Below are 26,909 nucleotides of genomic sequence, written 5' to 3'. Positions count from 1 at the left end.
TGGCAGCAGAATGTAGGCAGAGACTCAGGGAGCCTTTGGGTTGGAGATTTTATTTTTGCTTCGTGACCTTGCTCTGTAGTCGTATTTCGATATTTCCACTTGAAGCGCTCTGCGAGCTTTTGGATTTAAATCTAAACCTAGGCCAAAGGCGATTTTCTTGTTTTGAGGGCTGTGAGGTGTTCTCTCAACTCAGCCACAATAATGTTTCGGTGAGGTAGCGCATGCTGGCACTGGCGCGGTCAATGCGCTGCTCATTGGCTTCTGGCTTAGGATGAATTTTTTTCAATAGTTTAATATTACCGCTAATCGTCGCAATAAGTGAGTGCAACTCGTGGCTGGCATGGCGGAGAAACGGTTGTTCGCGCTCGAACGACTGGTGAGTTCGTAGCTATGCCGTTTGGCTTTACCACATGGCGCCGATTCAAATGTCGAAAATTTTGCTCCGATAAAAACTCGGTTTAAATATCGGGCTAGATTTAACCTGATATTTAAAATCGAAGTATGCCTTCAAGTGATACGTTGCGTGGCGGCTCTGTGGCAGCAACGTGCGCGCCAACGAACAGGGGAATGTCACTGCCGGTGGAGCGAGTTAACTCGTTAGTTAGGTTTTTAGCGATTAAGCCTAGTTCCCATCCCTGTCCCAGGTGCGATAAAGATATTCGGCCATTGATCTTGTAATACGCTTCTTGCATGTCCGCGTCGTCTCGATCCTGGGCGTAGTAGTATTCATCGCTGTAATTGAGGTCTAGTTGAATACCTAATTCCATCGCGTCGCCGATGGGTTGTAGGTATTGTGCGGTTAAGCTCGCGGTTATTTCTGGTGCATAATCGCCTCCTGCACCACTAAGATCCTGCGTACAGCTGCTGTTACCTGCAGCGAATGCGGCGTCAGTCTGCATGGCAGTACATGGTCCATCGACGAATGAGGTGAAGTAAGAATCCAAAAATGCCATTGATGCGCCGACGGTTAGGTTCTGGCTCAGAGCTAAGCGGAAATCGGTTTCAACGCCCTGAGTGATAGATTCCGCCGCGTTGCCCACCACAAAGCCGGTCAAGGTAAAGTTGCTGACTTGGCGGTTCATGAATTCGGTGTAGAACAATGCCGCATTAAATGTTGCCGCGCCGTCGAGTAAGCTTGATTTTAGGCCCAGCTCAAAGGTGTCGGCTTCTTCATCTTCAAAAGAAAAGGCTTCTAAGCTCGCGGTGGTATCGCTGGCATTGAATCCGCCGTCCTTAAAGCCTTTGGCGTAACGGAAGTAAGTCATCGTATCTTGTGTCGCATACCACTGGATGTTTAATGCTGGCGACACATTGTCGACCTTGCGAGAGCTAGCTATATTGTGGTTTTCTGAATTATTTAAAGATCCAGCGATTATCGCGTGAAGTGGATTTACCGTGCGTTCTTTGGTACGAAATTCGGCGACATCCAAAAACTTATCCGCGCGTTTTTCATCCTGGCCCCAGCGCAGGCCAAGGGTTGCACTAAACGATTCAGTGATATTCCAAGTTGCTTGGCCAAACACGGCGGCGCTATCGGCTGTCTGCGTAAACTCCGTGTAGGTCGCCAATTGCGAAGGTAAGGAAATGCTTTGTCCCGGCAGGGGTATGGCGCTGGGAATACCAAGCGCCGCAAAGTCTAAGTTGAGCCAGAGTGTACTTTTTAGATCTTGGGTGTGCAGGTAAACCCCCGCGATATAATCAATTTTTTCGCCTGCGCTACCGGTTATGCGCAATTCCTGACTGAGCTGTTTAAACTCTTCGCCATTTTCAGTGCCGATAAGTTCTAAATCGGTAAAGTCGGCGTCTAAATTAAAATGGAAATCAAACTGCGAGTAGCCGGTAATGCTGGTTATTGTAAGGGTGTCGGAGAGTTCGTAATCAAGGGTGAATACCGCGGCTTCGCTATTGTTTTGCGCCATTGCTGGCTGCCACGCAAATTGCCGATCAGACTTGCGACGATCGAATTTGCCATCTTCACGTGGGTCAATTTCATCTTCTAAGTTAAACGATAGGAGGGGTACTAGTAGTGATATCGGGAGGTCGATTGGCAAAATAATATTTGATTGGTATAAGTTAAACGTACCCGTTTTATCCGTTACTTGGAATGTTGATCCCTGTACGCCAAAGTCTGATTTTTCAACCTTGAGGTTTGCCTCAAGCTTTTCACTTGCGTCCCAGCGTAGCGCTAAACGTACGGATTCATCTGCTTTGGGCGTCTCTTCCTGGTCAGTGACAAAGTTCTCGAGGTAGCCAGATTCTTCCAGTCGCTTATATGCAACGCGTGCTGAAAAATATTCACCTATCGGTGTGTTCAGTATGGCGGTGACCTCGGTTGCACCTAACTCTGGATTGCTCTGATAGCCAAGCTCGCCGCTAAACTCCTCAGACGGGCGGTTGGTGGTGATGTTCACCGCGCCGGAAATTGTGTTTTTGCCGAAGAGTGTACCTTGGGGACCTTTTAATACCTCGACCAAAGCAATATCAAGAAATGGAGTTTGAAATTGTTGGCCGCGCCCGGCATAGATGCCGTCAATAAACATGCCAACAGACTGCTCAAATCCGCGGTTGTCCCCAGCGCCAACGCCGCGAATATAGATCGCATTTCCCTGTGCGGTTGCAGTCATTTTGAAATTAGGAATATAGGCGGCAAGTTCTTCTATACGTTTTATACCGGCGTCCCGTATTTTTGCACCATCTACTGCAGCAACGGCGATAGGCACATCTTGCAAACTTTGTTTTTGTTTTTGAGCCGTAACGATGACTTCTTCGAGTTTTGCGCGTGGTTCTTCGCTGGCGGCAAGTCCAGTTGCTGGGACCAAGGCTAGCGCCAATGCGCTACCCCATAGGTTGCGGTAAAGCATAGTTATTCCTTGTTGGTATTTTTTTGAAAATCATTAAGCTAATGGCTGCAGAGAATTGCGGTGCAATGTCTCGCGCCGACCGGTCAATATTCACTTTTTATACTTTATCGTTGCTACTCAATGTCCTGGACTAATGCTTACGGAGACATTCTCCGCACCGTTATTGGCTGCGATCACAAGTTGACGAGCGTTTGCTGGAGATCGCAGGGTGCCGCCGCTTATGTTTACTGTGTAGCCTTGGGGATATTGGATCTCTGGGACGAAAACAATCGATTCAGCGTCACCAGAAAATTGTCCTGTGCCATCTACTCGCTTGGGTGAATAGCTCATTTCAAATACTTTGCTGTCTGTGTCAAAGCTCCAATTGAGAGGCGTGCCGGCAACTATTTGTGGATAGGGTCGAGCAAGTGTTTCGAGCAGACTTGTATTGACGTTGTCGCCAATAGGCGGTTGCGTGGGATCGAATACCAAGCTCGGCGTGCCAGGGAAGTTAGTCGTACCTGTGTTGAAATAGGTCCAATGCATCCAGCCTAAGCGATATTCGTCGGCCTGTTGGGCAACACTGTTTACGGCGTCGAGATCGGGTACAGATCCGAATTCGGTTAATACCGCTGGGTGGCCCTGGTTCTGAGCTTGTGTGCTGGCGTTGTCAAAAGTGAGGGTTTCGAACTCTGGGCAAGTTAAGCCAGTTAGTTCTGGTGATGAAGGCAGGCCCGCGATTGCACCTACCACGGTAAGTATGCAGTAGTTGTGAAATGAAAGGACCGCATTTGTTTCACTCACTGGTATATCAATTGCCATCCCGCCGCCGGCCAATAGACTGCCTTCATAATAGAGGGGGGTGCTTGAATCTTGCTCGCGGATCATTGGAATGACGTGTTCGTAAAATTCGCTGAGTGTGCTGTTATGCGGACAAAAAATGGGGTTCAAGCAAAGTGGCGTTTGGAGGCCGGGCCAGGGCTCGTTCATTAGGTCGTAGCCTAGAATATTAGGATTGTCGCGAAAGCGCTGTGCGACATGCTGCCAAAAAGCCGCAAAATGATCCCACAGTGCGGTGTTGTTCACGCCCTGAATATTTCCCCAGAAATTATCCCAAACGCGTTGGTACTTGAGTTGTGCTTCTTTGGGTATGCCTGGAATCCAAGGAACGCTATCGTCAAATACCATCCAATCCGGAAATCCCTGACCTTCAACAGCTTCGTTGTAGGCGTCTTGATGAAAGTCCAAAAGACTCATAACACCGTGCTGCCCAATGGCTTGAACGGTGCGCTCAATACTGCTCAGGTAGGCGTCATTGAATTGCCCTGGTTCTGGTTCAGAAGCTTTCCACATGAAACCTAAACGTACGGCGTTGAAGCCGTTGCGAGCAAGGAACTCGCCGTCGTCTTCGTCAAAGCCGACAGATTCGAGTGTATAAGGGGGCTCCTTGGCTACCATGTTAAAACCATGGAATATAACAACACGACCGTCTGCATCGCTTATCCAGCCGTTGCTCTGACCAAGTGGCAGCGTTGGAGTTTTGGCCGCGCGTGGTGCGGAAGGCACCGTGTCATCGCTATTTTTATTACTATTGTTAATGTTGCAGCCTGACGAGAAAATTGTCAGGAGCAGGATTGCAATTACACCGGTCTTGGCCATTGTCGCTCCCTCTTGAAGAGATTGAATGGTACGCGGATGTGATTTTCTGTCATTACCGGATTGAGTCAGGCCTATTGTTCAATTCGGACAAGGGTGTTTTATCTGCCCCTTGCGCGATGGAGTCATCCTGAGGTGAGCGATGCGGTATTTGTGTGGCAGCGTTCTCAGCTTTCTTGGGGCTAGAGGAGGCGGTGATGGATGGCCAGTGCAGATTGTGATATGGGCTGCAGAGCAGTGTGGTGGATGCACTGGTTGCCATATTTACATGTAGTTTTGGCTGTAAATGGTTTGCTACATAGGCAAATGATCGCCCTTAGGTGTAAATTAGGCCTTATATAAAAATTATAGTGGCCGTTATGACCCTACATATGAACCGTGTCGACCGAGATGATACCGGCGTTGAGCGAGAGGCCTCGGCCTCTGCGTTGCTAAGGTATGTGCATGCCGTTCGGCAATATGGTGTCGACACCGAGTCCGCGCTAGCTGCGCTAGGGCTGCAGCAACAAGATATTCAAAATTCGCAACTTCGGCTGCCATCGAAAACGCATGAGCGCCTGATGCTGGAACTCGTCAGCTTGTCTGGGGATAGATTGTTTGGTTTGAATGCAGGATTGATAGTACAGCCGGATGCCTGGACGGTGCTGGGTTACATTCTAATTAATAGCGCCTCTGTCGGCGACGCAATGGCTCGGGTCGTCAGTTATGAAAAATTGATTGGTGAGTTGGGTACCAGCCATATCGAGCCGCTGGACGGGCAGATATGTATGAGTTGGCAGGCACACCTGAGGGACCCGTTGGCCAAGCGTCACATGGTAGAGAACGTGCTTGCGTCGTGGTTTTCATTTGGCCAATGGGTTGCGGACTCGAAGCATCCTCCTTGTAAAGTGCTATTTGAGCATGCATTGCCGGATGGCGTCAGTAATACTGACTATGAGCACGTTTTTGGCTGTTCGGTTTACTTCGATCAGCCCAAAAGCGGGATAGTCGTTGACGAGGAAATACTGGCACTGCCGCTTCGTCAGCCCGATGCGGCTTTGTTAACAGCTCTTGAAAACCATGCGCAAAAACAATTGTTAGGGCTTGATGCAAATGCGCAAAGTTGGACTGGCTTGGTACAAGTGGAATTGCGTCGACAATTGCAGATCGGGGTTATTAATAAGTCGGAGGTGGCTGCTCGCCTCGATATGAGCGAGAGAACGTTGCAACGTTATCTTCGTCGTGAGGGCACCCATTATCAGCAAATACTCGACGAGCTTAGGCAGAAACAAGCTATGCAATATTTGGCTGATCCGGAGCATTCACTTACCGATATTGCGCAGGCGCTGGGCTATATCGAAACCGCATCGTTTTTCCGTAAATTCAAAACCTGGACCGGTATGACACCGGGTGAATACCGGGATTCCATGCTGTCCGAATTGAACAATGGTCATGACTTTATTGGGTAATGACTGCCAGTCTTAGATCTTTATGATTGCAGCTCGTGTTTAGAGTTGCGTCATGATGAAAATAACCAAATTGGCGAGCTTGTTTACGGCCTTGGTATTGGTGGCCTGCTATGAGCCGTCGTCAGATAAGCAAAATAATATTAGTGAAACACTGCCTCGGCTGCACGCCGAAACGGGCGAGCGAGCGGGAATCTATGACGAGTTTAACCGCGAGGTTTTGCTGCGCGGGGTTAACTACACGTCATTAGGCGACTATTATCAGGCGCACCCTGACTTGCCTGCGGCAGTTGAACCCAGACCGGATGACTTCGCGAGGATAGCGAGCTTGGGATTTAACGTGGTGCGGATGATCGTGCACTGGTCCCTTCTTGAGCCTACGCGTGGGGAATTGAATCAGGCGTATATTGAGAAAATTCGTGAGCAAGTGAATGCGGCAGCGCAACAGGGCTTATATGTTGTGCTAGATATGCATCAAGACGCTTGGGGCAAGTACATTGCGACCGGCGCGGATGAGGTGTGTCTGCCGCCGTTGCAGCCAGCAATAGGTTGGGATGGTGCGCCGGCTTGGGCGACGATTACTGACGGGCTCTCGACCTGCCGAGTGGCTCTGCGGGAATTGTCTCCTGCGGTTACGCAAGCCTTTACAAATTTTTGGTTAGACCGCGACGGTATTCAAAGCGCCTTAGTGGAGACTTGGGCTAGATTTGCCGCAGAGTTTGCGGCCAATCCGGCAGTGGCTGGTTACGACCTTTTGAATGAACCGCACCCCGGATTTTTATTGGGCGTGTCAGAGTTGTTCTTATCCGGTAGCTTTTATGATCGCGCCATAGAGGCGATTCGGGCTGCGGAGGCTGGGGTTGTTGGCGGTTTTTCGCACATCGTTTTTTTCGAACCCACCGTAGATTGGTCGGCATTCGGTGCCACACTTCCACCGCGCAATGGCTTTACGGCAGACAGCAATATTGTGTTTGCTCCCCACCTTTATGCTGATTCCATTTCGGTTTTTCCACTGAGTATTGAGCAAGGCTATCAGCTTGCGGATGCGGCGGCTCGTTCACTGGGTACGGCGTTTTGGTCAGGTGAGTGGGGCTGGTTTGGCGATCCAGAAAACAACGACGCTAAGCTCAGAGAATATGCGCGCTTTGAAGACGAGTATCTTATCGGTGGCGCGTGGTGGGTATGGCGTCAGGCCTGCGGTGATCCGCATTCACTTAATGAATCCGGCGGTGATATTCCGGGTGACCAGTTGGCATTGCTAATCAACGGTTGTCCCGGTGACATTGAATTGGGAATGGTGCCGGAGTACGCGCGAACGCTTTCACGAGCTTATCCACGTGCTGCGCCGGGACGCTTAGTGTCACTTGTGGCAGACATCGATTCCGGCGCGGTTGAGGTAAGTGGCACAACAGACGCCCCAGGCACACTTGAACTTTGGCTGCCCAAACGTATTGGCAAGCCTCAGATAAAGGGCGGCGCAACGCCCGTTGTTAAAGATGTTCCCGGTGGATATTTAGTACAAGTGACAGTGGTCGGTGATTACGCGGTGAGTGTCACCTCAACGCCTTAAATATATGCACCACGGCGGGTGCTTCGACGAGATGTATTATGAATAAAGGTAAAATTGCAATAATTGGTGCGGGTGTGTCCGGCGCAATGTCAGCGCGCTTATTACAGCAGGCGGGCTATAGCGTACAAGTCTTTGAGAAAGCGGCTGAGCCCGGGGGGCGTGCGAGTAGTTGGCGAGATCCAGAGCGCGGTTTGGTGCTGGATAGCGGTGCCGCTTTCTTTACCAGTTTCTACGCGCGACTCTTAAAATTACTGCCTGAATTGGGGTTAGAGAGCGGGGTGCACCGTTTAAGCCGGCAGATCGATTTCGTCTCGCCTGAGAGGATCGCGCGGTTCAATGCCACGAGTCTTTGGTCGTCGGCATGGTCGTCCATGCGATTGCCGACCCTAGGTTGGGGTGATAAATGGCGTTTGGCTATTTATCTGGCGAAAATAAATTCGCAACGTAGGCATTTGGACTGGGTGTCGCCAGAGTCATTGCGTCAGCTAGACGATCGCAGCGTGGCTGACGACGCATGTCAGCAAGTGGGCGAGCGGGCCTACCACAGCTTTATACGGCAGACTATTGAGCCCTTTTGGTTTCTGCCATCAGAGCAGGTGTCACGCGCGATGTTTATTGGCATGATGTCTAACTCCGCTGGTGCGGGGTTTTATAGTTTTCCTGAAGGTATTGATCAATTATCACGTGCCTTGCTGTCTGGTGTTCCTTCATATTTTGGTGCAGAAGTACAAACCCTGCAGGACAACACCGGAAGTACAAAGTTAGCGTGGCGCGATGCCGACGGCGATCACGAAGAAATTTTTGATGCGGTGATATGTGCGACCACGGCGAGTGTTGCCGCGGCGCTGTGCAAGGATTTACCCGCGTCGCGTTATTGTCAGGGTCAGCGCGAATTTCTTGAGAGCCAGCGCTACTGTGCCAATTTGCATGTGGCCTACTTAATCGATAGAGAAGAGGCTCATCCAGTGAGCATGGCGGTGCCTGCTGGTCCCGGAAAACGCGATATCGTTGCCGTTGGTTTGTGTGGCGAGCGTTACCCCGCGCTGCGTGCAGAAGGGAAAGAAATTATTAGTTTGTATTTCTCGTCTGAAGCGTCGCAGGAATACGCTGGCCAGCCAGAAGCTACTATTTATGCAGATGCCTGGGCTCGCGCTGTCGCATTTTATCCAAGCCTTCCGGCGCATGCCACGCCACTGCATTTGGCCATGCGGGAAGAGGCGATTCCTGAGTTCGGCGTAGGACGGTATGGGGAAATCGTCGAGTTCCGCAAACTGCAAAAGCCGGGTTTGGCGTTTGCCGGAGATTATCTCAACGGCGCTTGCATTGAGGGGGCGCTCGCATCTGCCGAGCAGGCCGTTGCATTCGTACGTGGTTCGCTTTTGTTGGTTTGAATATTGACCAAAACAATCACCTTATACAATATTCAGAATATGCGTAGTGGGCTTGTTGTGCTCGATCTTCGTTGCCTTAGCTGAGCGATATAGGGCCTTTACTGTCTGCTGTTTAGGGACGACGCTCTGATTTCTTCACGGCTGGGCCGATGTGAGTATTATTTTAATATAATTCTATAGCTTATATTTATTTTAGGTGAATCCGAAAGGCGCACTATATGTCGCGGGCTTTATCGAATTTATAGCACTTGCGGTCATTGCAGTCAATTCCCCGAGCGTTATGGTCAATACTCGCGGAGGTCGGTGCATTATACTATAGATAGAAATCGTCACTATGCCGAAATATTTTGGATTAAATACTACTCGATTATCGAGAAGTGATGGGTCGGATCTTGTAAACAAACAAGTATTCGGTACAGCCCCCGGAAAAGTTACTGGTATGCTGATATGAAGCGACGTCAACTGCTATCCGTGGCATATTGGTGCGATTGGCCTTAGTCGGTCACGCGATAATGGGGCCCCGTACACAGAGTACTTTCGAAGCCTTAATCGAGAACTGAAAATGCATGGGCCGAAGCGGTCAGTTATGGTGATAGACCTCGATCGCTTTGATCAAAACCTTGACCTCGTTAAATCTAGCCTAAAGCAGGCTGAAAAGCACTATCGATTCTGCTGGGCGCTTGCAAGGATATTTGGTCCTAGCTAAGGGCTTAGGTACTAGGCTGTTGGTTAATATTGAAATTGACGTAGGCTTACATCGGGGCGGAGTGGAGAGCACGGCTGTCCAGTTGACCACCGATGTCGACCAGAAGAAGGTGCCGGCACTGGCTAAACAGCATCGCCGCAGTGTAGCTGTGCTTGGCGATTTGCAGGGGCCTAAAGTGCGGATATCGCGTTTTGCCGCTGGACCGGTAGAGCTTGAAAACGGTCAACTCTTTATGCTTGATGCGAACCTGTCGAGTGATGGTGGGAGCAGCGGTGATTGGGTGATTTTCTCAAATGGGGATTACAGCAACGTTCATGATGACACGAGCACCATTAAAATTGTCAATGTGGGTGATAGCTTGGGCTAGGGGGGGCCGTGCTGCCTGCCAGGTTTATTGCCCCGTATTACTTTTCGCGCCTATGGCGGGTTTTTCTCAAGATTTCCGTAATTTCTTTCGGTCGACGCATTCATGTCGGCACAAAAATAACACTATTTGGCGATTATCTACTTTGCTGAAAATAACGCTTATGTAGTTGGTATAATTATGAAGGCCCCAAAATGACGACTATTTAGGTCTCTCATTGAACGTTAATTAATAGTGCGGGTTGATTTGCGTGAAGACATATTTACCTGCTTTTTCGGACAGTAAGTGTTGATTGGCTAGGTAAACGACATCGCTAGCTTTAATTGTGGCTGGCCAAATTGTCGGGTGCGGTTAAACTCTAGGTTTTTAGGCGTGCCCAACGTGCGCCCATTTTGGTAATGTTGCGTTAATAGCCGTATTGGATTTATCTTAAGCCGTTGATTGTCAGTTTAGGTAAATGGAGATGAACAATCTAACTTAGGCTATGAACAGGTGGTCGCACATGCGGGTCGTGCCGGGCGCCAAGCATAAGTCTTTGACTTATATAATAAAATTAAGGTATTTGAACTGACTTTTTATGCCTGAAATTTGGCTGTGCCCAAACCGTGACTATTCGATTTTCATAACGCTAAAATTTGACCCCCTGGGTCCATAGTCCGGATGGCTGTAGACGCTACTATGTGGTCGCAGACCTCGGCTCTATCCCATTAACAGGGGATGACGCTCATCAGACCCTGTTAATTAGAAGGGCCTGAAGCGCCTATCAATGGGTACGATTCGCAGATCTATCTGAAATACGTCATGGGGACAAATGCCGTAGCATCGTGCCGCAAATAGTGGTGAGCTGCGCCCACACAATTGGCAGCCCTGATTCAAGATGGCATCACCAGACGGTTACGAGCTGCGAATATGGGCGTTATTATCGATCTTTGGCAGTGATTTCTTCTCATTGACCGAAAAACTCGTTAAAAAATACGTAGTGGCCAATGCCTCAACAAGCTATTACTCACAGAATCCACCGTGAGAAATATTCAATGAACAGTTTTTAGAGTGATATCATCGTAAACGGAGCTGTGTAGGCTACCTTAAAGAGTAGCCCAACTTACATAACAAATAATCTGCCCAAGTTTATGCCTAGGGCTATGCTCTTGTTTCCTTCTAGAAAAATGAGGATCAAAATGAAAAAAAGAATTAATCCCTTATCTTCCCTACTGCCATTGAGCTTACTTGGTAGCCTTGCACATGCCGCGCCAATGCTTGAAGAAGTTGTCGTTACGGCCCAGCTACGTGCGCAAAGCCTGCAGGATGTGCCGGTTTCGGTTAGCGCCATTGGTGGCGAGAAAATGATGGAGGCGGGTATTGCTAAAATTGAGGACCTGCAGGCCTATGTACCCAACTTCACTATGTCGGAATCCGGCATTGGTACTGATATTTATATTCGCGGCATAGGCTCAGGTGAAAACCAAGGCTTTGAGCAATCAGTGGGTATGTACGTTGATGGTATTGCTTACGGTCGCGCCCAGTTGGCACGTGCGCCCTTCCTCGATTTGTCTCGAGTAGAAGTTCTGCGCGGCCCGCAGAACATCCTGTTGGGTAAAAACAGTATTGCTGGCGCCATCAGTATCCAAACCGCTAACCCAAGTGAATACGCAGAAGGCAACGTTCAGGTCACGTATGAGCCTGAACAGAACGAGCGTATTATCGATTTGGTGGTTAGCGGCCCGATCAATGATCGTTTGGGCTACCGCTTTGCAGTGCGCAAGCGCGAGCTAGACGGCTTTTTGGAAAACTTGGTGTTGGATCGCGACGAAGCTCAGCGCGGCGAAGAAACCTTCCGCATTAAGCTCGGCTGGGATGTCAGCGACAGTGTCACGGCCAAGTTTAAAATCGAGGCGGGTAGCTTCGATGTGGTCGGTCGCAACTCTGAAATTATTACCAATTACGCGTCTGACTCCGATGTCTTCTTGTTCCAAGGTCGCACCTACGGTGAGATCATGGATCGCACAACATTCCCGGACGCCGGCGGTTTGGCGGCATTGACCGGCTTGCTACCGGCGCCGGTGTTGAATTTTCTACAGCTTCAGCCCAGCGGCTCGATTATCGATATCGACTCCGATGAGGGCGTCCTGAACAATACCGCTGATCGCAAACGCCACAGCAACGGCGACTACAGCAATAACGACACCTATAACTTTACAGCCAATGTCGACTGGTACCGCGACGATCACCAATTCACCTCGATCACCGGCATTATGGGTTATGAGTACGATGAAGACTGTGACTGCGACTTCACCGGTGCGCCGCTGTTCCAAGTTGAGTTTCAAGAAGAGTACCAGCAGTTCAGCCAAGAATTCCGCTGGATCTCCCCAGCCGGCGGAACCTTTGAGTATATTGCGGGTGCCTATTTCCAATACAGCGAGCTGGACTTTTTCGACTCGCTCTATCTTCCCTCCGACATTATTCCACAACTGGTTAACGCCGCTGACCTGCTCGAAGGTGGCGCCCGTGGTGATGCTGATCCCGGCGCTGACGGCTCCAGTGGCTTTGAACTGCTAGGTATTGGTGATGCCGGTAACGCGCTCCGTGGCATCCGTACACCGCGTAACTTCAATAGCGAATCAAGCATCGCCTCAACCTTTATGCAGGCAACCTGGAATATGGCGGATACCTTCCGTCTGACCCTCGGTGGTCGCCTGACTTGGGAAAATAAAGAAGGTGCGCGCAAACTCGAATTTGGCTTTGAGGATGGGACAATTCAGCCACTGGGTGAAATCGACACCGCTGCTGCGGTCAGTTTTGCCGCCGAACGTCACGACCTGAAAGGTGAGCGCGAAGAAGTACAGTTCGCACCGCTGATCAACTTGCAGTGGGATGCCACTGATAACTTAATGAGCTACTTCTCCGCCAGCCGTGGTTACAAGTCAGGCGGTTTTGACGCGCGCTCCAATGCGTCGCCTAGCGCAGACCCTACGCCGATTAACCCCAATGCGCCTACAGGTACTAATCAGCAAGTGTTGATTGGTAGCTTTGAGTTTGAGGAAGAGGAAGCGCTTAGCTTTGAGCTGGGTCTGAAAAGCACCCTTCTCGAAGGCGCTGCCGAGCTAAATGCGGCGCTGTTCCGCACCGAGTTCGATAACCTGCAGGTCAGTGTCTTCGACGGCACCTTGGGTTTTAATGTGGGTAATGCGGCCAGCGCTGTTTCTCAGGGTATTGAACTGGACGGCCGTATGGCCCTGACCGAAAACCTGATATTGGCTGGCGGCCTGGCTTTCCTTGACTTCGAGTTTCAGGACCACCAGCTTGGCACCTGTATTCAGGATCAGACGCCTGACAATGCCAATGGCATTAACTGTGACTACAGTGGCAAGACTAACCAATACGTTGCTGACTATTCCGGTAATTTGATGCTGGCCTACGAGCGCCCGCTGGGTAACGCACTGATGCTGCGCGCGAATATTGATGTGATTTTCACTGACGACTATCACCCCTCGCCGAATTTGGATGATCGCATTAAGCAGGACGCCTACCAAACCTTCAATGGTCGAGTTGCCCTGTCGTCAATAGACGGTGAGTGGGAAGTGGCATTGCTGGGTAAAAACCTTAGCGATGAGTTGGTTGTGCTCTACGGCGTTGATGCGCCGACCGCGAAAACCATCACCGGGGCGACGACCCATCACGGTTTGGTCAATAACCCACGTACTTTTGCGCTGCAAGCCAGCTATCGCTGGTAACCCTGCAGCCCCGGTGCAGCGGCTTGTCGCTGTACCGGGGTAGGTAAAGTACCCCTCGGTAATTGCATTGAAATGGGCTTTTGATCACTGCTGACTTGCGGCAATAAAGCCCCGTTTTTGAATATTTTTGAATGAATAAACTTAGGTTAATTGCCGCGCTAAATTAAGGTTAACTTATTGATTTAGAATAATTTAGTGTAGGTGACGATACTGTATCCAGCTAATGGTACGAACGGCGGTCACACGTTTGCATCGTGCCGGGCGCGTTAAACATAAGTCTCTGGCTTATATAAAAAACCTAGGCCTTTGGTCTGGGTTTTTTTATGCCTGAAATATGGCTTTACCCCATTAGAGTCGTACATCAGCGCAACCTTACTAGCGTACTCGGCGACGCGAATTTTTCATTCAGGGGGCTGGAGTGAGCTTGAGGCCGATCAAAGAAATCTCGCCATCCTTTAGTTCCTTCACTGTCAGTTTAAGCTGTGGGAAGGTCAGTGCGTCGCCAACCACGGGCCGCCCCCTAAACTTACGTTTAATGTGTTCGCCCACGGTGAGGTGTTTCAATTCATCGGGTATGTCAAAGTTATAAAGGAGCGCCAAATCGCCCAATTCGCTGTCTGGGCGAATCGTAAAATCTCCGAAAAAGTTGGACGATAGTTTTGACGGCATGCGCGAAAGGGTCGGCGAGAATAACTCAGCTAATTTTTCGGCAATGCCGGTAGTGGCAACGATGACCACTTGATCGCTTTCCTGAAGCTTGTTTTCTGCCTTTGAGTTAAGTGGGATTTCATCGCGAATGAGCGCGACTACCAGCGCGCTGTTAGGCAAAACCAGCTGATAGATCGATTTGCCAATCACGCTGCTACCAGCAACAACCTGATATACCACAAGGTCTTTGTGGGGGTTGCTGGGTAAATGGGTACTTTTAAAACTGGGTAGTTTCAGTGCCACGGGCAAGTCGACTTTCAACCAGCGGGCCATTGGTGCAATTGTCCAGCCTTGGATGACCAGTGAGGTAAGTACGACAAAGAAGACCAGCTCAAAGTAGGTGCGTGCGTTCTCTAAGCCAGCGAGCGAGGGGAATAGGGCGAGGATGATCGGTACTGCGCCACGTAGTCCGCACCAACTAACAAACACCTGATCTCGCCACGGAAATCGGAAAGGTAGTAGTGATACCGCAACCGCCAGCGGTCGAGCGACGAAAATGAGAATACCGGCAATAATAAGTGCCGGAATGATGATGGGGGGGAGCAGACTTGGCGTTACCAAGAGACCTAGCATAAGGAACATGCCAATTTGACTTAACCAGGCGATGCCATCGTGAAAACGTCGTATGTCATTCATATACAAAAAAGAGGTGGTGCCGGTCATGACACCAGCGATGTAAATGGCAAGAAAACCACTGCCCCCGCTAAAACTGGTGCCGCCAAACAAGGTGAGCGCGGCGGCAAAAACCATTAAGGGGTACAGTGACACCGGCAGTGTTACTTTGCGCAGCGCGGCAGGGATGACGTAACCGCCAATTACGCCAAAGAGTAGGCCGAGCCCCATTTGCTTTACGAGCTCGCCTACCAGCAGCCAGCCACTTAAACCGGCAGGACTGCTTAGCGCTTCAACGAGCGTGATGGTCAGGAAGATAGCCATAGGGTCATTTGACCCGGATTCAATCTCTAAGGTGGCGCCGGTGCGATCTTTTAGATTTAGCCCAGCATTTTTGATAAGCCCGAATACTGCGGCGGCGTCGGTTGAGCCAACAATTGCACCAATCAACAAGCCCTCTTGCCAAGGCAGGTCAAGGATATAGCATGCGGCTGCGCCGGTTATTCCGGCCGTGAGAAATACGCCCACCGTGGCTAAGGAGAGCGCTGGCCGTAAGCTGCTGCGAAATGTATCCATGCGCGTGCCGAGCCCGCCATCGAAGATGATAATGGCGAGTGCGAGGTTACCAATTAAGAACGCGGTGTCGATGTCATCAAAGCGAATGCCGCCGATACCATCTTCGCCTGCCAACATACCGAGCAGCAGGAATATAAGCAGTAGTGGAGCCCCTAGCCGGCGGGAGATGATGCTGGCAAACACCGCAAACAGGAATAGCGCGGCGCCGATAAAAACAAGTTGGTAGGTGTGCTCAATCATATGTCGGTTGGATGCTCATCGCTTGCGGTGGCTAGGGATATTCCTTAGAACTCTGACCATGGAATGGCAATTATATCCTATTAGGACCTTCGTTTAGCCGTTTATAGGCAGCCTATGTGGATCAGTGGGTGTAATGGCGAGGGCAAGGTCGGCTGCGGTGCTAAGCGGCTATTCGTTTTTTTAAGTCGACTGCCGCAGCTGGCGAATGCCTAAACCGGTGCGTCGTTTAAGCATTTTTCCAAGGGATTTTGCATCGGAGTAGCCCAGCTTTTCTGCAATCGACTCCATTGCTTCACCCCGCTGTAACCGGCGGAGTGTGAGCTTTTCAAAGACTTGTTCCTGGACCTCTTTATAGGTGAGGTTCTCATCTTTCAGTCGACGTAGCAGTGTGCGTTCACCGATCTCGAGCTTAGCGGATACGGTATGACGCGATGGTGCTACCCCTTCGTCGATCAATTTTAGTATGGCTTTTTCGATTATGGCACTTTGGCTGTTGAGTGTGCGAACTTGGTGGTCAAGGCTGGTATCAAGAGATTCGTAGAGTTGGGGGTCAGCTGACTGCAGGGGAAGGTCTAGCAGTTTTCCGTCTAGGCACAGTGCGTATTCCTTGCAGTTAAACCGACAACGGGCGTTCAGCTTTGACTCATATTTTTCTTTTAGGCCAAAGTCTGGGTGCGCAAACCAGATTTCAGCGTATTTATAGGTGTTGCTTGGGAAACAGTCTTGCAAAACCCGAACACAGGCGCAGATAAAGGCATCATACGAGTAATGGGTAACCTCTAAATTGGGGGTTGCAAGGCGAAATCGCATTACGCCTAAACCGCGTTCTTCCGTAAGTGAAAACTTCCACACTTCGCTGACCAAAGATATTTGATCGAGTGCTTCTAGAATGGATTGCCGAAATGTCTTGGCGACCATCATCTTAAAGGCCAGAGAACCAATGGTTCTAAAGTGGAAATGGTCTAATACATCGAGACCAAGATCGACCCGGCCAGTTAATTGCTGTGCTAACTTCCACAGCGCAGTGAGTTCCTCTTGGTTCACCCGGTTCACTGAGTCCCAGGCGGATAACGGAATACCAGCTTCCTTGAATAACTGCTCGCGATCAAAGCCGCAGGCCGCAGCGGTAACATTGGCGACCATGTTGGCCCACTGAGCGTGGGCGGTGATAGCTAATGAGCTGTTTGTCACAAATTAACCCGTTTAAGACACGTTTCCGCATTGTACCTAATTCTTTACAAGGTAGCATAATTGCTTGATAGCGGCAGGCCGCTCAATAGTTCACAGACGTCGCAGATGGAATGTTATGTTGAAATTCAAGCAAAGACCCTTATCTCACTATTTACTATTACTGCTGGTGCTAATCCTTGCAGCTTGTGGTGGCGGTAATAGCGCTAAATCGAACACTGGCTCGAATCCGGGTAATCCAGACACGGGCGGTAACCCCGGTGTCGAGGACGGGCAGGGACGTACTTTCTTCATCGCAAACGGGCCGAATGCGACCACTGAGATGGTGTTGGCGATGATCAGCGCCAAACCCAAGGATGTCATTGAATTTGGTGAGGGCTATTATGAACTGACCTCGGGCATCCAGATATCCGGTACAGAAGATATCCTCGTTAAAGGCCAGGGTATGGATAAAACGGTACTGTCGTTCAAAAATAGCGGCTCGCAGGAAGGCTTTCTTGCGACTACGGTGCGCGGCATTACCGTTGAAGATTTGACGGTGCTGGATTCGCCGGGTGATGCTTTCAAGCTACAGGGTGTTGATCACGGGACTCTACGCCGGGTTCGTGCATTTTGGTCTAGCGGGCGCAACACGGCCAACGAAGACACCATAACGGCGGCAAATTATAAAACTAAGTTGCAGGTTGCCTGTACCGATCCAGCGCGACACAACCCCGACAATCCGAACCCCCTTGAAATGGACACGACGTCACCAGATTACAATGTCAGTAAGTTGTCGGGCCGCTATGGGGTTTACCCAGTAAACTCGCGGAATATCTTGGTTGAGTATGTGGAGTCGGTAGGTGCATCTGACGCCGGTATTTATGTAGGTCAAACCGATAACGCGATTATCCGTAACAGTCGCGCCGCATTTAACGTCTTTGGTTTTGAAATTGAGAATGTGCGCGGCGGTGAGTATGTCGACAATTTGTCGGAATGTAATACCGGCGGTTTTTTGGTTTATGACTTAGACGGCCTAACGCGTTACGGCAGCCGTACCCGTATGTATCGCAACACCTCGCGCAACAATAACACTTACAACTTTGCCGAACCCGGCAGCATCGTATCTAACGTACCTCGCGGTACCGGTATGTTGACCATGGGTTACGACAAGATCGATATTTTTGATAACATTTTTGAAGACAATGGCACTGCCGGTATTGTGCACACGAGCTACAAACTGTTTGGTGTGCCTGGCGATCGCCGTATGGATTTATACAGCGAAGGTGTTCACATTTGGAATAACACCTTTAAAAATAACGGTAACGATCTACCAAGCCCTGATTTCGCCTCTATTATCGATACTGGTGGTGAGCAGGTCACCTCCGCATTTCCTATGTTAATTGGTTTGAAAATGGTGGCTGGCACCGGTGAATACCGCGGCGCGCACATCGCATGGGATGGCTATGAAGACGAATACAACGCCGACTGCCCTTACCCGACCGACAGTAAGGGCGACCCAGTACCTGCAGATGCCGAAGGCAAACCTATTTCAGGTAACCAGTACCCCAATCCTTCCTGCCGATACAATGCTTACAAGTTTAATGAAGCGGGCGAACGCAAGAAACCGCAGTGGTGGTATTCCTGTATAGACCCCAGCAATAACTTTGACAGCGACAGCGCTACTTTCGCCAATTTTCACGGCACCGAAGGCCTAGAAGCGCTGTTATACCTGCCACCGCAAGGCCCAGAAGACCTCATAGATATTGTGACCAGTCTTCCGAACTTCCCTGTGGATACCGATATCACGCCGCACCTCTGTGATGAGACCTATGGCAGTAACATGGCGCCGTTGCCGCCGATTGTAATTCCAGAGTTTGAGCCTTCTGGCACAATTGACCCTGCACCGTCGGATGCAATGATCGACCAGCTTTGTAATGCCGCGGTACCTGCCGGTGAAATCAATGCGGCGGCCTATACGGTTGATTGCCCACGTCTTGATCAATACCATTTATTTGCGGATGCAGAGGACCCAAGCAGTCTGCCCAATGGTCAGGGTGTGCCTTTTGTAATGAACACCAAGTTGTTTTCGGATTACGCCACCAAGTATCGCGTGGCTTATATTCCTAAAGGCGAGCAGGCAATTTATCGCGATGGTAACGATAATGCCAATGCGGCTATTTTATTCCCGGTCGGAACGATTCTCGCTAAAACCTTCTCCTTTACGAATGAGACGAATCAAACTGAAGTCGCAGCTGAAACGAGATTGATCATTAAACGGGAAACCAGTGGTGGCCAGTATTACTGGGATGGGCTGGAGTATATTTGGAAAGAAGAAAATGGTGAGAAAGTCGCTTACTTGACCCAGCAGGGTGGGGTGATGAGCGCAAGCTGGGATTACAGTGATGTGAATAGCGGTGATCACTACCAAGGCTCAACGGACGCCTATGTCTTACCAAACGCTAACCAGTGTCAAAGTTGTCATGCTAACGACGATGCCGAAACAGGCTCTGCGCCCATTGGCCCCAAGGCGCGGAATCTTAACCGTCCGTATAGCAGCGAGTCGCCTCTTGCCTCGGGTATGGATGCGCACGCGGTTAACGGCAGAAACCAATTGGTGTTTTGGTGTGAAACCGGCCTAATGAAAAACTGCCCAAGCAATATGGCAGTCGATTCAAATACACAGTATCTGAAGGCTGTTGAACGCAACCCAATCTTTAATATACCGGGTGACTCGGGCTTTGATTCAAACAGCGACAAAGATGTTGAAGCTCGCGTACGTTCTTATCTCGAAGTGAACTGTGCCCACTGCCATAATCCTCGTGGCTTGGCGCAGAACACGGGTTTCTACCTCGATGTATTCCGTGCGGTGAACGATACCTTCGGTATCTGTAAAGGGCCAACCGCCAGCGGCACCGAAGGTCGCGGCGGTCGTGAGTATGACATTGTTCCCGGCAATGCTGCTGAGTCTATTCTTCCCTACCGCCTAGGGCCCGAAGCTACAACCTTGGCTGCACGGATGCCGCCGATAGCGCGGAGTACGGTGCACGCTGGGGCATTTGATCTAGTGACAAAATGGATCAATGAAGTCGTCAACGACACCTACGACAATGCGGATGCCTGCGGCACCAGTAGTGGCAGTGGCTCTGATTTGGAACTTTGCCTACCGGGCGAAGTGCCGGTGCTTGGTGGCCAATGTTTGCCGCTAGATAGCCTGTAAACGTCTAAGGTAATACTCTAGCGAATAGGTCAGTGCTAGCTGGCCTATTCGCTTTCAAGTTCCTGTCTTTAATTCCCTCAGTGCAACCACCATTTTGGCAGCATGGCTTTAATATCCTCACGTAAAAAACGGTCGTCGATGAGTTCTATCACGCCGCGATCGTCGGGGGTGCGTATTAAGCGCCCTGCCGCTTGTATGACTTTTTGCATGCCGGGGTAGAGGTAGGTGTAGCGGTAGCCGTCGCCATAGCGCGCTTCCAATCGGGTGCGCAATACCTCATGCAATTCGTCGTGGGGTGGTAGGCCTAAGGTGGCGACAAACACGCCAATTAGTTTATCGCCAGGCAGGTCGATACCTTCAGAAAACACGCCGCCCAATACGGCAAAGCCAACGCTGGCTGTGGTGTCGCTGGCGTCTGCAATAAATTGTTCGCGCGCGGAAGGTGCCATTCCTGCACTTTGACGAATTGTAGGAATTTCTGGGTGCAATTTGTTTAAGCATGCGCATAAGGCGTTCAGGTATTCAAAGCTGCTGAGGTAGACAAGGTAGTTGCCGGGTTGGGCCTTAAACTGCCCGGCGATGCGCGCGCTGATCGGTTCTAGTGAGGCGAAGCGGTCGTCGCGGCGCGTGCTGATGTCAGTCACAAAGCGCAGCTCAATTTGCTCGCGCTGAAAGGGGCTTTCAATGTCTTTAAAAACGCTGTTGGCGGGCATGCCCAGAAGGTCTTGGTGGTAGCGGTTGGGCGACAGTGTTGCCGAAAATAACACGCAGCTATTGGCATCAATAAAGCGCTGCTTTAAGTGGTCTGCGGGTATTAGATTGTCAATTTTGAGTTTGGCACTGCCGCGTAAAATGGTGCCCGCTACGGGTGACACGGTAAATTCTAAAGTGCAAAGTGAATGGTCCGCAAAGGCATCGGCGAGGCGTAAAAAGCCGAGTGCAGTAAACAGCACATACTGAATGTCGGCAGCGGCAGGGTGGTCGCTTAGATAGTCGGTAATCGCCGCAATTAAACCGTATAAAGCGCTGTTTAACTCTTCGGGCACCTCGGCCAAGAAGTAGCGGTGCTCTATGTCTGCTACTGGGGTGTCGCTCAAAAAGGGCTTTATTAATGTTTGCCATGCGTCTTCTAAATCAGCGAGCGGCTTCTGCAGTGGTGCTGGCGCTTTACTGATGGTGTAGAGCATTTCCGCTTCGCTGAGCACAATGCTGTACATGCCGCGCGCACGGTCGATAAGGTTGTGGGCTTCGTCAACTAGCGGTGCAACCTTCCACTCATTTTGCTTGGTTAGGCTGTGGAGTAACGCAAATTGATCGAAGTAATGATTCACATCGCCAACCACAATGTCGCTCCAGCGCGCCATCTCCTGGGCGAGAAAGTAGCGGCAAATGGAATGGTTGCGGGCAATGGCACGGAGCGCGGACTGATCTAAAAAGCGTTGCTGAATGGCTTCTTCACGGGCGTCGCTTAAGCGGTCAAAAAAGTTTTTAGCCAGCGGGCAGGAGTCGCCATGGCAGGCTTTGTCGGGGTGGTCGCAGGCGGCTTCGCGAGAGGAAAGCTCAAGTACGCGAATAGGTGGTGCTTCTAGTTTGGCCGGGGCTTCTAGGTCGACAGGGGCTTGCGCTTTAATAATCGTACTCAGGCCATCGAGCCCGAGTTTGCGCCCAGTATTGCGGCAGGTTAAAAAGAACAGACGATCTAAGCCGATTTTTGGCATGGCCTTCATTGCGGGGTATAAAACCCCGACGGTTTTCCCGATGCCGGTAGGGGCTTGTAAGAGCAGCGGCACTGACGATGCAACCGCCATATACACATTGCGCGATAGATCGTGTTGGCCTGTGCGGAAATCCGCGTGGGGAAAATCTAACGCGGCGAGGGCAAGATCGCGCCGCTCGCGATGGCGCTGTTCTTTTATTGCCCACTGGGCATAGTCTCGGCATAAAGCGCTAAGGTAGTTCCAGAGCTCGTCGGCGCTAAATTCCAGCGTTTCGTGGGTTTCTTCCTCTTTGCGCACTTCAAAATAGGTCAAGCGAAGATTGATTGACTCGCGATTATCGCGCCGGCAAAACAGCGCGCCATACACTTTTAACTGTGCCCAGTGCAACGCGCGGCGGCCAGGGCCAATTCTGGCGACATTGCCCCGATGGGTTTTTATTTCTTCCAGAAAGCAGTCTTGTTGCAGTGCGTAGTAACCGTCGACACGTCCGCTCACAAACACGTCTTCGCATTCGCCTTTGAGTAAATACTCGGCTACGTAGGGATCGGGGCGTCGTTGCTGAACAGTAATGTGGCCGATAATACCTTCTTCGGCGCTTGGTGCCGGGGTGTATTTAAACTCCAAGCTGCCGGTGCGGGCGGCAAATTCGCACAGTGATCTCACTGAAACATCCATCATAGGGGGGTGTTCCATTGCACTTGAGCGACCTCAATGGGAATGCCTGTAGCTAACATTGATTCTATCCATAAGGTTTGGTGGTCTTGCAGTCTATCGCCGGGGCCTTTGACTTCAACCAGTCTGTAACTTCGCTGGCGACGGTCAAATACGCACAAGTCTGGCATGCCACGGCGGTGATTGCGTAGGTCACTTAATAGGTGCGTGAAAATCGTCTTTAAGTGCGTAGCGGGAATAATCGCTAAGGCTAAATCCAATAGTGCCTCTGTGATCACTGGCCAATGGATTAAGGAACAAGCGATGCCGTATTTTTGCTGCCAGCAGTGTTTGATCAAGTCGCGGTATTCACCGGAATCTAATGTCGCGAGGCGCTCATCGATTTGAGCTTTTCTGCGTGCGACAAAATCTGGCCGATAGAGATCTGCTGGGCCAGCTTGAAACGGGTGAAAGAAGGCGCCGGGTAAAGGCTCGAACAGCACTGGCCACAAGAGTAGGCCAAGCAGGCCGGTGAACAGCCAGTTTTCGGTATAAAAGCCTTCTTGCTCGTCTTCTGCCGTGAGTGCGTCTAGGGTGGCAAATTCCACACGCTGGTCGTTGTTGTTAAGGCTGAACTCAACAACAGGCAGCTTTTGCCTTGTTGGTCTTGGCTGCGGTTTGCCAACTTTGCGACTAAGCCGCAGGAGAATACGCTGGAGATGAACTTGGGTCTCTAGCCTGAGCGGTGATTGTAAGTCTTGCTCTATGGCGTGAATAACGGCTAGCGAATCGTCGCTGTGTTTCTCGAGCACCCGATACAGGCGCACCTTGGCCTCATCCAAAACATTGCCGGTATAAAGCTGGATAGCCAGCGGAATGTCGCCTGCACGTTCAGCGTGTTGCGCCATTTGAAAACCCAGCCGTTGGCGTCGATATTCAAGCCAAGGGTTGCTTAAGCGCTCAGGGAGTCGCGGTAAAATGGCGGTGATGTCGCTTGCCTCTTGCAGTGCGGTTTGGCAGTGGTATAAGGCAAGATAGCTATCCACATCGTCGCGGCCACCGAAGGCGCGAAACTGGGGGTCGAAGGCAACGGCTTCATAGGCTTGATGGCCAAGCTCGGTTAGTACAAATTCTGACCAGTCCTGATGAAGATTGCCAAAAAACATCAGTCGCAAGCGATCAAATAGTGCCATGCATTGCAGTGACACCAAGCTAAATGGCGCCTCCGGCCACCAGTCGTGGAGGGGGCTGGCGCTTGTCGCTAGATCTAGAGTCTCTAGCGCGGTCAGCAGCTCGGATTTTTTGGCAGACTTAGGTAGCGCGCTACCGGCGGCGATGAGTAAATTGAGAAGTTCATCGCGGCGGCAGTGTTTATGTATTTGTTCAATAGCTATCAGCGGATTACTATCGATAAAGCCGTATTTACTTAGCTCATCTAGTGCGTTCGCGCTTGATGGAATTTCATCGTATTCCAGCTTATCACTGCGGAATAGCTCTCCCTTGCGAATAATCATTCGGGCCAGTAGGCCCTGTGCGGGAATAGAAAGTTGCAGGAGTTGTTGGAGTGTTGTTAATTCCTCAGCGTCGAGCAGGTCGTGATGGTGAGTCATTACCCAGGTCACCACTGCCTGAAGGTTTTTCAGGTAGTAGAGTGGGTCGTCGAGCGAGGCCGGTGCAAGCGCGCTGGCTAGCAGAGTGGCTTGCTCGTTCATCAATTGCGATTGTGTGAGGTGATCTGATTCATGGCCTTATTGTTGTGATTTTATGCTGCTACGTCCATTGATTAATGGCCGAGTTTGGCGCCAGAGAGGTCTGCGTCTAAGAAGGGGCATCTAATAGCCATAAATTGACACCCAGTGAAAACGCCCTAGTTTCCTAATCTAGGGCGTTTCGAATTCTGTGGTGGTGTCTATGTAATTACGATGTCGTTGAGCTAGCTTCGGTTGCCGCTATTTCCGGCTTGTCGGTGTCGACTCGCACATAGGCTGGTGGTGCCAAACCTTCTTTGTCTTCCCCAAAATACAATGTGGTGTGGGGGAAGGGGATTTCGATACCGGCCTTGTCGAAGTGCATTTTCACCAAGCGGTTGTAGGCGCGACCAACGGCCCATTGCATTCCCGGCGCGGTTTTGATGAGCACCCGTATATTTACCGAGCTGTCGGCTAGCGCCGAAACGCCGGCAACCTGCAAATCTTCCAAAATATCGTCCTTGTGGGCGCCTTGACGAAGCTCTTCGAAAGCCGCCTTGAGGTGTTCTATCGCATGATCGATATTTTCGCGGTAGGCAATGCCGTATTCGCCGAGATGGAAGGCGAAGTCCCGGGTGAAATTTGAAACCGCTTCAACGGAGGAAAACGGCACTATATGGTAGGTGCCAAAGAGATCGCGGAGGGCGACCGAGCGAATGCCGACGCGCTCAACGGTTCCTTCATGGCTGCCAACATTCACATAGTCGCCGGTATTAATGGCGTTCTCCAGCTGGATGAATACGCCGTTTATAATATCTTGTACTAATTTTTGCGCGCCAAAACCAACGGCAAGACCGAGCACACCGGCACCAGCGATTAAGGGGCCAATTTCTACACCAATCTCTGACAAGATAATCATCACCGTCATGACAATAATGACAATAGCCAGCGAGCTGCGGAACAAGCCTAACAGGGTTTCAGCGCGCGCGGCGGCCGAGGGCGTGACTTTTTTGTTCGGTGACAAACGGTGCTCTATGTAGCTTGCGGCCAGAATCCAAAATGCCGAGGCCAGTACTAATATCAACAAACAATCCAGCAGCGATGACACCGCACTGCTGCCGGTTTCAGTGTCATACCATGCATAAAAGTCGAATACGGCCCAGGCATCCAAGGTGAATACGCTGATAATAGTGGCGACGAGCGTACCCAGCACTTTTAAACCGGTTGGGATGTAGGTATTCACTCGCGACTGGAGCTGCGGTAATTGTTCGGTAAGTGAGGTCGGTAAATTGATTTCTCTGCCAATGAGTTGGCGGATGATCGTCAGCAAGAGCGCGCCAATACCGATGTAAAATCCAGTTTTTAAGCTTGCGGTGGCGATAAACGGCAGAGCTGTTTCTGGGTACAAAACACTGCTAAATGTAACCGCAATTGCGTAGGTCAGCGCCAAGAGGTGCCAATATCGTGCCAGCAAGCGCAGGACTATGGACCGGACTCCCTGATAAGCCTTTGCTTTGGTGAGTAGGTTTTGGCGAATATCGTTCTTATTGCGAAGCACCACAATACTAAAGTAAATGGCGGCACAGAGTACAACGAGCGTCGTCAGAGCAGCGCCCGATGTCGGCGCCAGGTTTTTGTTCACTATAGGCACCAGCACCATAATGCCGTAGCCGGTGAAGCCCACTAAATTGGCAAAGAAGCGGTTACAGTATTTTGCCTGTGTTTCGTGTAATGGTAGTAAGCGTAGCGCAGGGAATCGGCTGGCGAACAACATACGTAGCAGGAGCTTAACGCCTTCCACGAGGAGAAAAGCATTTAGCAGTAATGCAAGGCGGGTAGCGTCGGCGCCGTTGTGTGTATGTAGTAGTGACGCCGTTGTGTTACCGATGAGGTAGGCACTTAGAACGACCCCGGTGTCGACTAATCCTGCCGCCGTGACTGCTCCGATGGTGCGCAGCATGGCGTATTTTTTCGCGCCTTTGCAGGCCCAGGTGTTAATAATGCTAAAAGGGCGACGGGCAAACAGCCGAAACAGTATAAAGACCGCGAAGGTCACGCCAATCAATACTGCTATATTGATAGCGACTGCGACTATTGCGGCGGTCTCCGCGGTTGCGATTTCACTGTTAAACAGCGCAGCAACAGCGGTGAATAGCGCGCTAAATTGCTGCTTTATGCTGCTGCCAATATTGCTTGTCGTCAGTGCAATTGTACGCGCAAAGGATTTTTTCTGCTCCCCTTTAGGCTGCGCTTCGGTGCTCGTCAGTTTGCTATCGGAGGGGCTTGCGGTCGGCCCACCATCTGCCGCGCGCAATTTGTCGATTAAGGCTTGCCTGCTTCCGCTATTTTCGAGTAAATCTGCTAAGACTAGATTGGTGTTGATTTCCTGGGAAGAGCTCGGGGCCGCGTTTACTTCATTTTTGGCCTGGCTGGGGCTTGCGCTAAGTATTAATCCGGTTAATACAATGATCAATATTTGGCGCGATCTAAGTCGCTGGCGCTGCACCTTTGGTGTTTGTGTTTGTCGGCGTGTAAAACTGATGGCGTCCTCCATATAGGCCGTTAATTTATATAATTAAGGGTATATTGACACTCTGTCTGCAAAACGAAGTAAGAGTTCCCTTAT

At 50.6% G+C, this 26,909-nt stretch carries 13 protein-coding genes; 6 read left to right on the top strand and 7 right to left on the bottom strand.

Going from position 1 to position 26,909, the window contains the following annotated elements; genetic code table 11:
- Nucleotides 1–488: 488 nt before the first annotated feature.
- Both HNQ57_RS02635 and HNQ57_RS02630 read right to left on the bottom strand, forming a co-directional pair.
- A complete protein-coding gene (locus HNQ57_RS02635) occupies nt 489–2,861 on the bottom strand; it encodes a TonB-dependent receptor (protein ID WP_184461058.1) in 2,373 nt (790 codons plus the stop codon).
- A 117-nt stretch (nt 2,862–2,978) separates the two neighbouring features.
- Nucleotides 2,979–4,499: a cellulase family glycosylhydrolase gene (locus HNQ57_RS02630; RefSeq protein ID WP_184461057.1), complete on the bottom strand. Its 1,521-nt coding sequence runs from the start codon at nt 4,497–4,499 to the stop codon at nt 2,979–2,981.
- A 368-nt stretch (nt 4,500–4,867) separates the two neighbouring features.
- On the opposite strand from HNQ57_RS02630, the gene HNQ57_RS02625 reads away from it, so the two are divergent.
- From HNQ57_RS02625 to HNQ57_RS02605, 5 genes are all read left to right on the top strand, one after another.
- Entirely contained in the window at nt 4,868–5,944 is a 1,077-nt protein-coding gene (locus HNQ57_RS02625) for an AraC family transcriptional regulator (protein WP_184461056.1), read from the top strand.
- Nucleotides 5,945–5,996: 52 nt separating this feature from the next.
- Nucleotides 5,997–7,511: a glycoside hydrolase family 5 protein gene (locus tag HNQ57_RS02620; protein WP_184461055.1), complete on the top strand. Its 1,515-nt coding sequence runs from the start codon at nt 5,997–5,999 to the stop codon at nt 7,509–7,511.
- A gap of 38 nt (nt 7,512–7,549) precedes the next feature.
- Nucleotides 7,550–8,902 carry a protoporphyrinogen/coproporphyrinogen oxidase gene (locus tag HNQ57_RS02615; RefSeq protein ID WP_184461054.1) on the top strand — a complete coding sequence of 451 codons (1,353 nt, stop codon included), beginning with the start codon at nt 7,550–7,552 and terminating at the stop codon, nt 8,900–8,902.
- Between the two features lie 725 nt (nt 8,903–9,627).
- Nucleotides 9,628–9,975 (top strand): pyruvate kinase, encoded by a 348-nt coding sequence (locus tag HNQ57_RS02610; protein ID WP_184461053.1) that lies wholly within the window; start codon nt 9,628–9,630, stop codon nt 9,973–9,975.
- A gap of 1,175 nt (nt 9,976–11,150) precedes the next feature.
- Complete coding sequence (locus tag HNQ57_RS02605) at nt 11,151–13,703, top strand: TonB-dependent receptor (protein WP_184461052.1); 2,553 nt, start codon at nt 11,151–11,153, stop codon at nt 13,701–13,703.
- Between the two features lie 405 nt (nt 13,704–14,108).
- Here HNQ57_RS02605 and HNQ57_RS02600 read toward each other — a convergent pair whose 3' ends face one another.
- Nucleotides 14,109–15,839, bottom strand: a complete 1,731-nt coding sequence (locus tag HNQ57_RS02600) for a potassium/proton antiporter (RefSeq protein ID WP_184461051.1) — start codon at nt 15,837–15,839, stop codon at nt 14,109–14,111.
- 180 nt (nt 15,840–16,019) lie between these two features.
- Entirely contained in the window at nt 16,020–17,030 is a 1,011-nt protein-coding gene (locus HNQ57_RS02595) for an AraC family transcriptional regulator ligand-binding domain-containing protein (RefSeq protein WP_184461050.1), read from the bottom strand.
- Between the two features lie 115 nt (nt 17,031–17,145).
- Between HNQ57_RS02595 and HNQ57_RS02590 the strand changes: the two genes are divergently transcribed.
- Nucleotides 17,146–20,226, top strand: a complete 3,081-nt coding sequence (locus tag HNQ57_RS02590; RefSeq protein WP_184461049.1) for a parallel beta-helix domain-containing protein — start codon at nt 17,146–17,148, stop codon at nt 20,224–20,226.
- Between the two features lie 77 nt (nt 20,227–20,303).
- Here HNQ57_RS02590 and HNQ57_RS02585 read toward each other — a convergent pair whose 3' ends face one another.
- The 3 genes from HNQ57_RS02585 to HNQ57_RS02575 form a co-directional block, all read right to left on the bottom strand.
- Nucleotides 20,304–22,607 carry an ATP-dependent DNA helicase gene (locus HNQ57_RS02585; protein WP_226968249.1) on the bottom strand — a complete coding sequence of 768 codons (2,304 nt, stop codon included), beginning with the start codon at nt 22,605–22,607 and terminating at the stop codon, nt 20,304–20,306.
- Between the two features lie 11 nt (nt 22,608–22,618).
- Nucleotides 22,619–24,307: a VRR-NUC domain-containing protein gene (locus HNQ57_RS02580; protein WP_184461048.1), complete on the bottom strand. Its 1,689-nt coding sequence runs from the start codon at nt 24,305–24,307 to the stop codon at nt 22,619–22,621.
- Nucleotides 24,308–24,512: 205 nt separating this feature from the next.
- On the bottom strand, nt 24,513–26,756 hold the full coding sequence (locus HNQ57_RS02575) for a mechanosensitive ion channel domain-containing protein (protein ID WP_226968250.1): 2,244 nt from the start codon (nt 26,754–26,756) through the stop codon (nt 24,513–24,515).
- Nucleotides 26,757–26,909 lie beyond the last annotated feature (153 nt).

Origin of the sequence: Zhongshania antarctica, assembly GCF_014202945.1 — a bacterium.
GTDB lineage: Bacteria > Pseudomonadota > Gammaproteobacteria > Pseudomonadales > Spongiibacteraceae > Spongiibacter > Spongiibacter antarcticus.
This window is presented reverse-complemented; position numbering and strand designations above follow the sequence as displayed.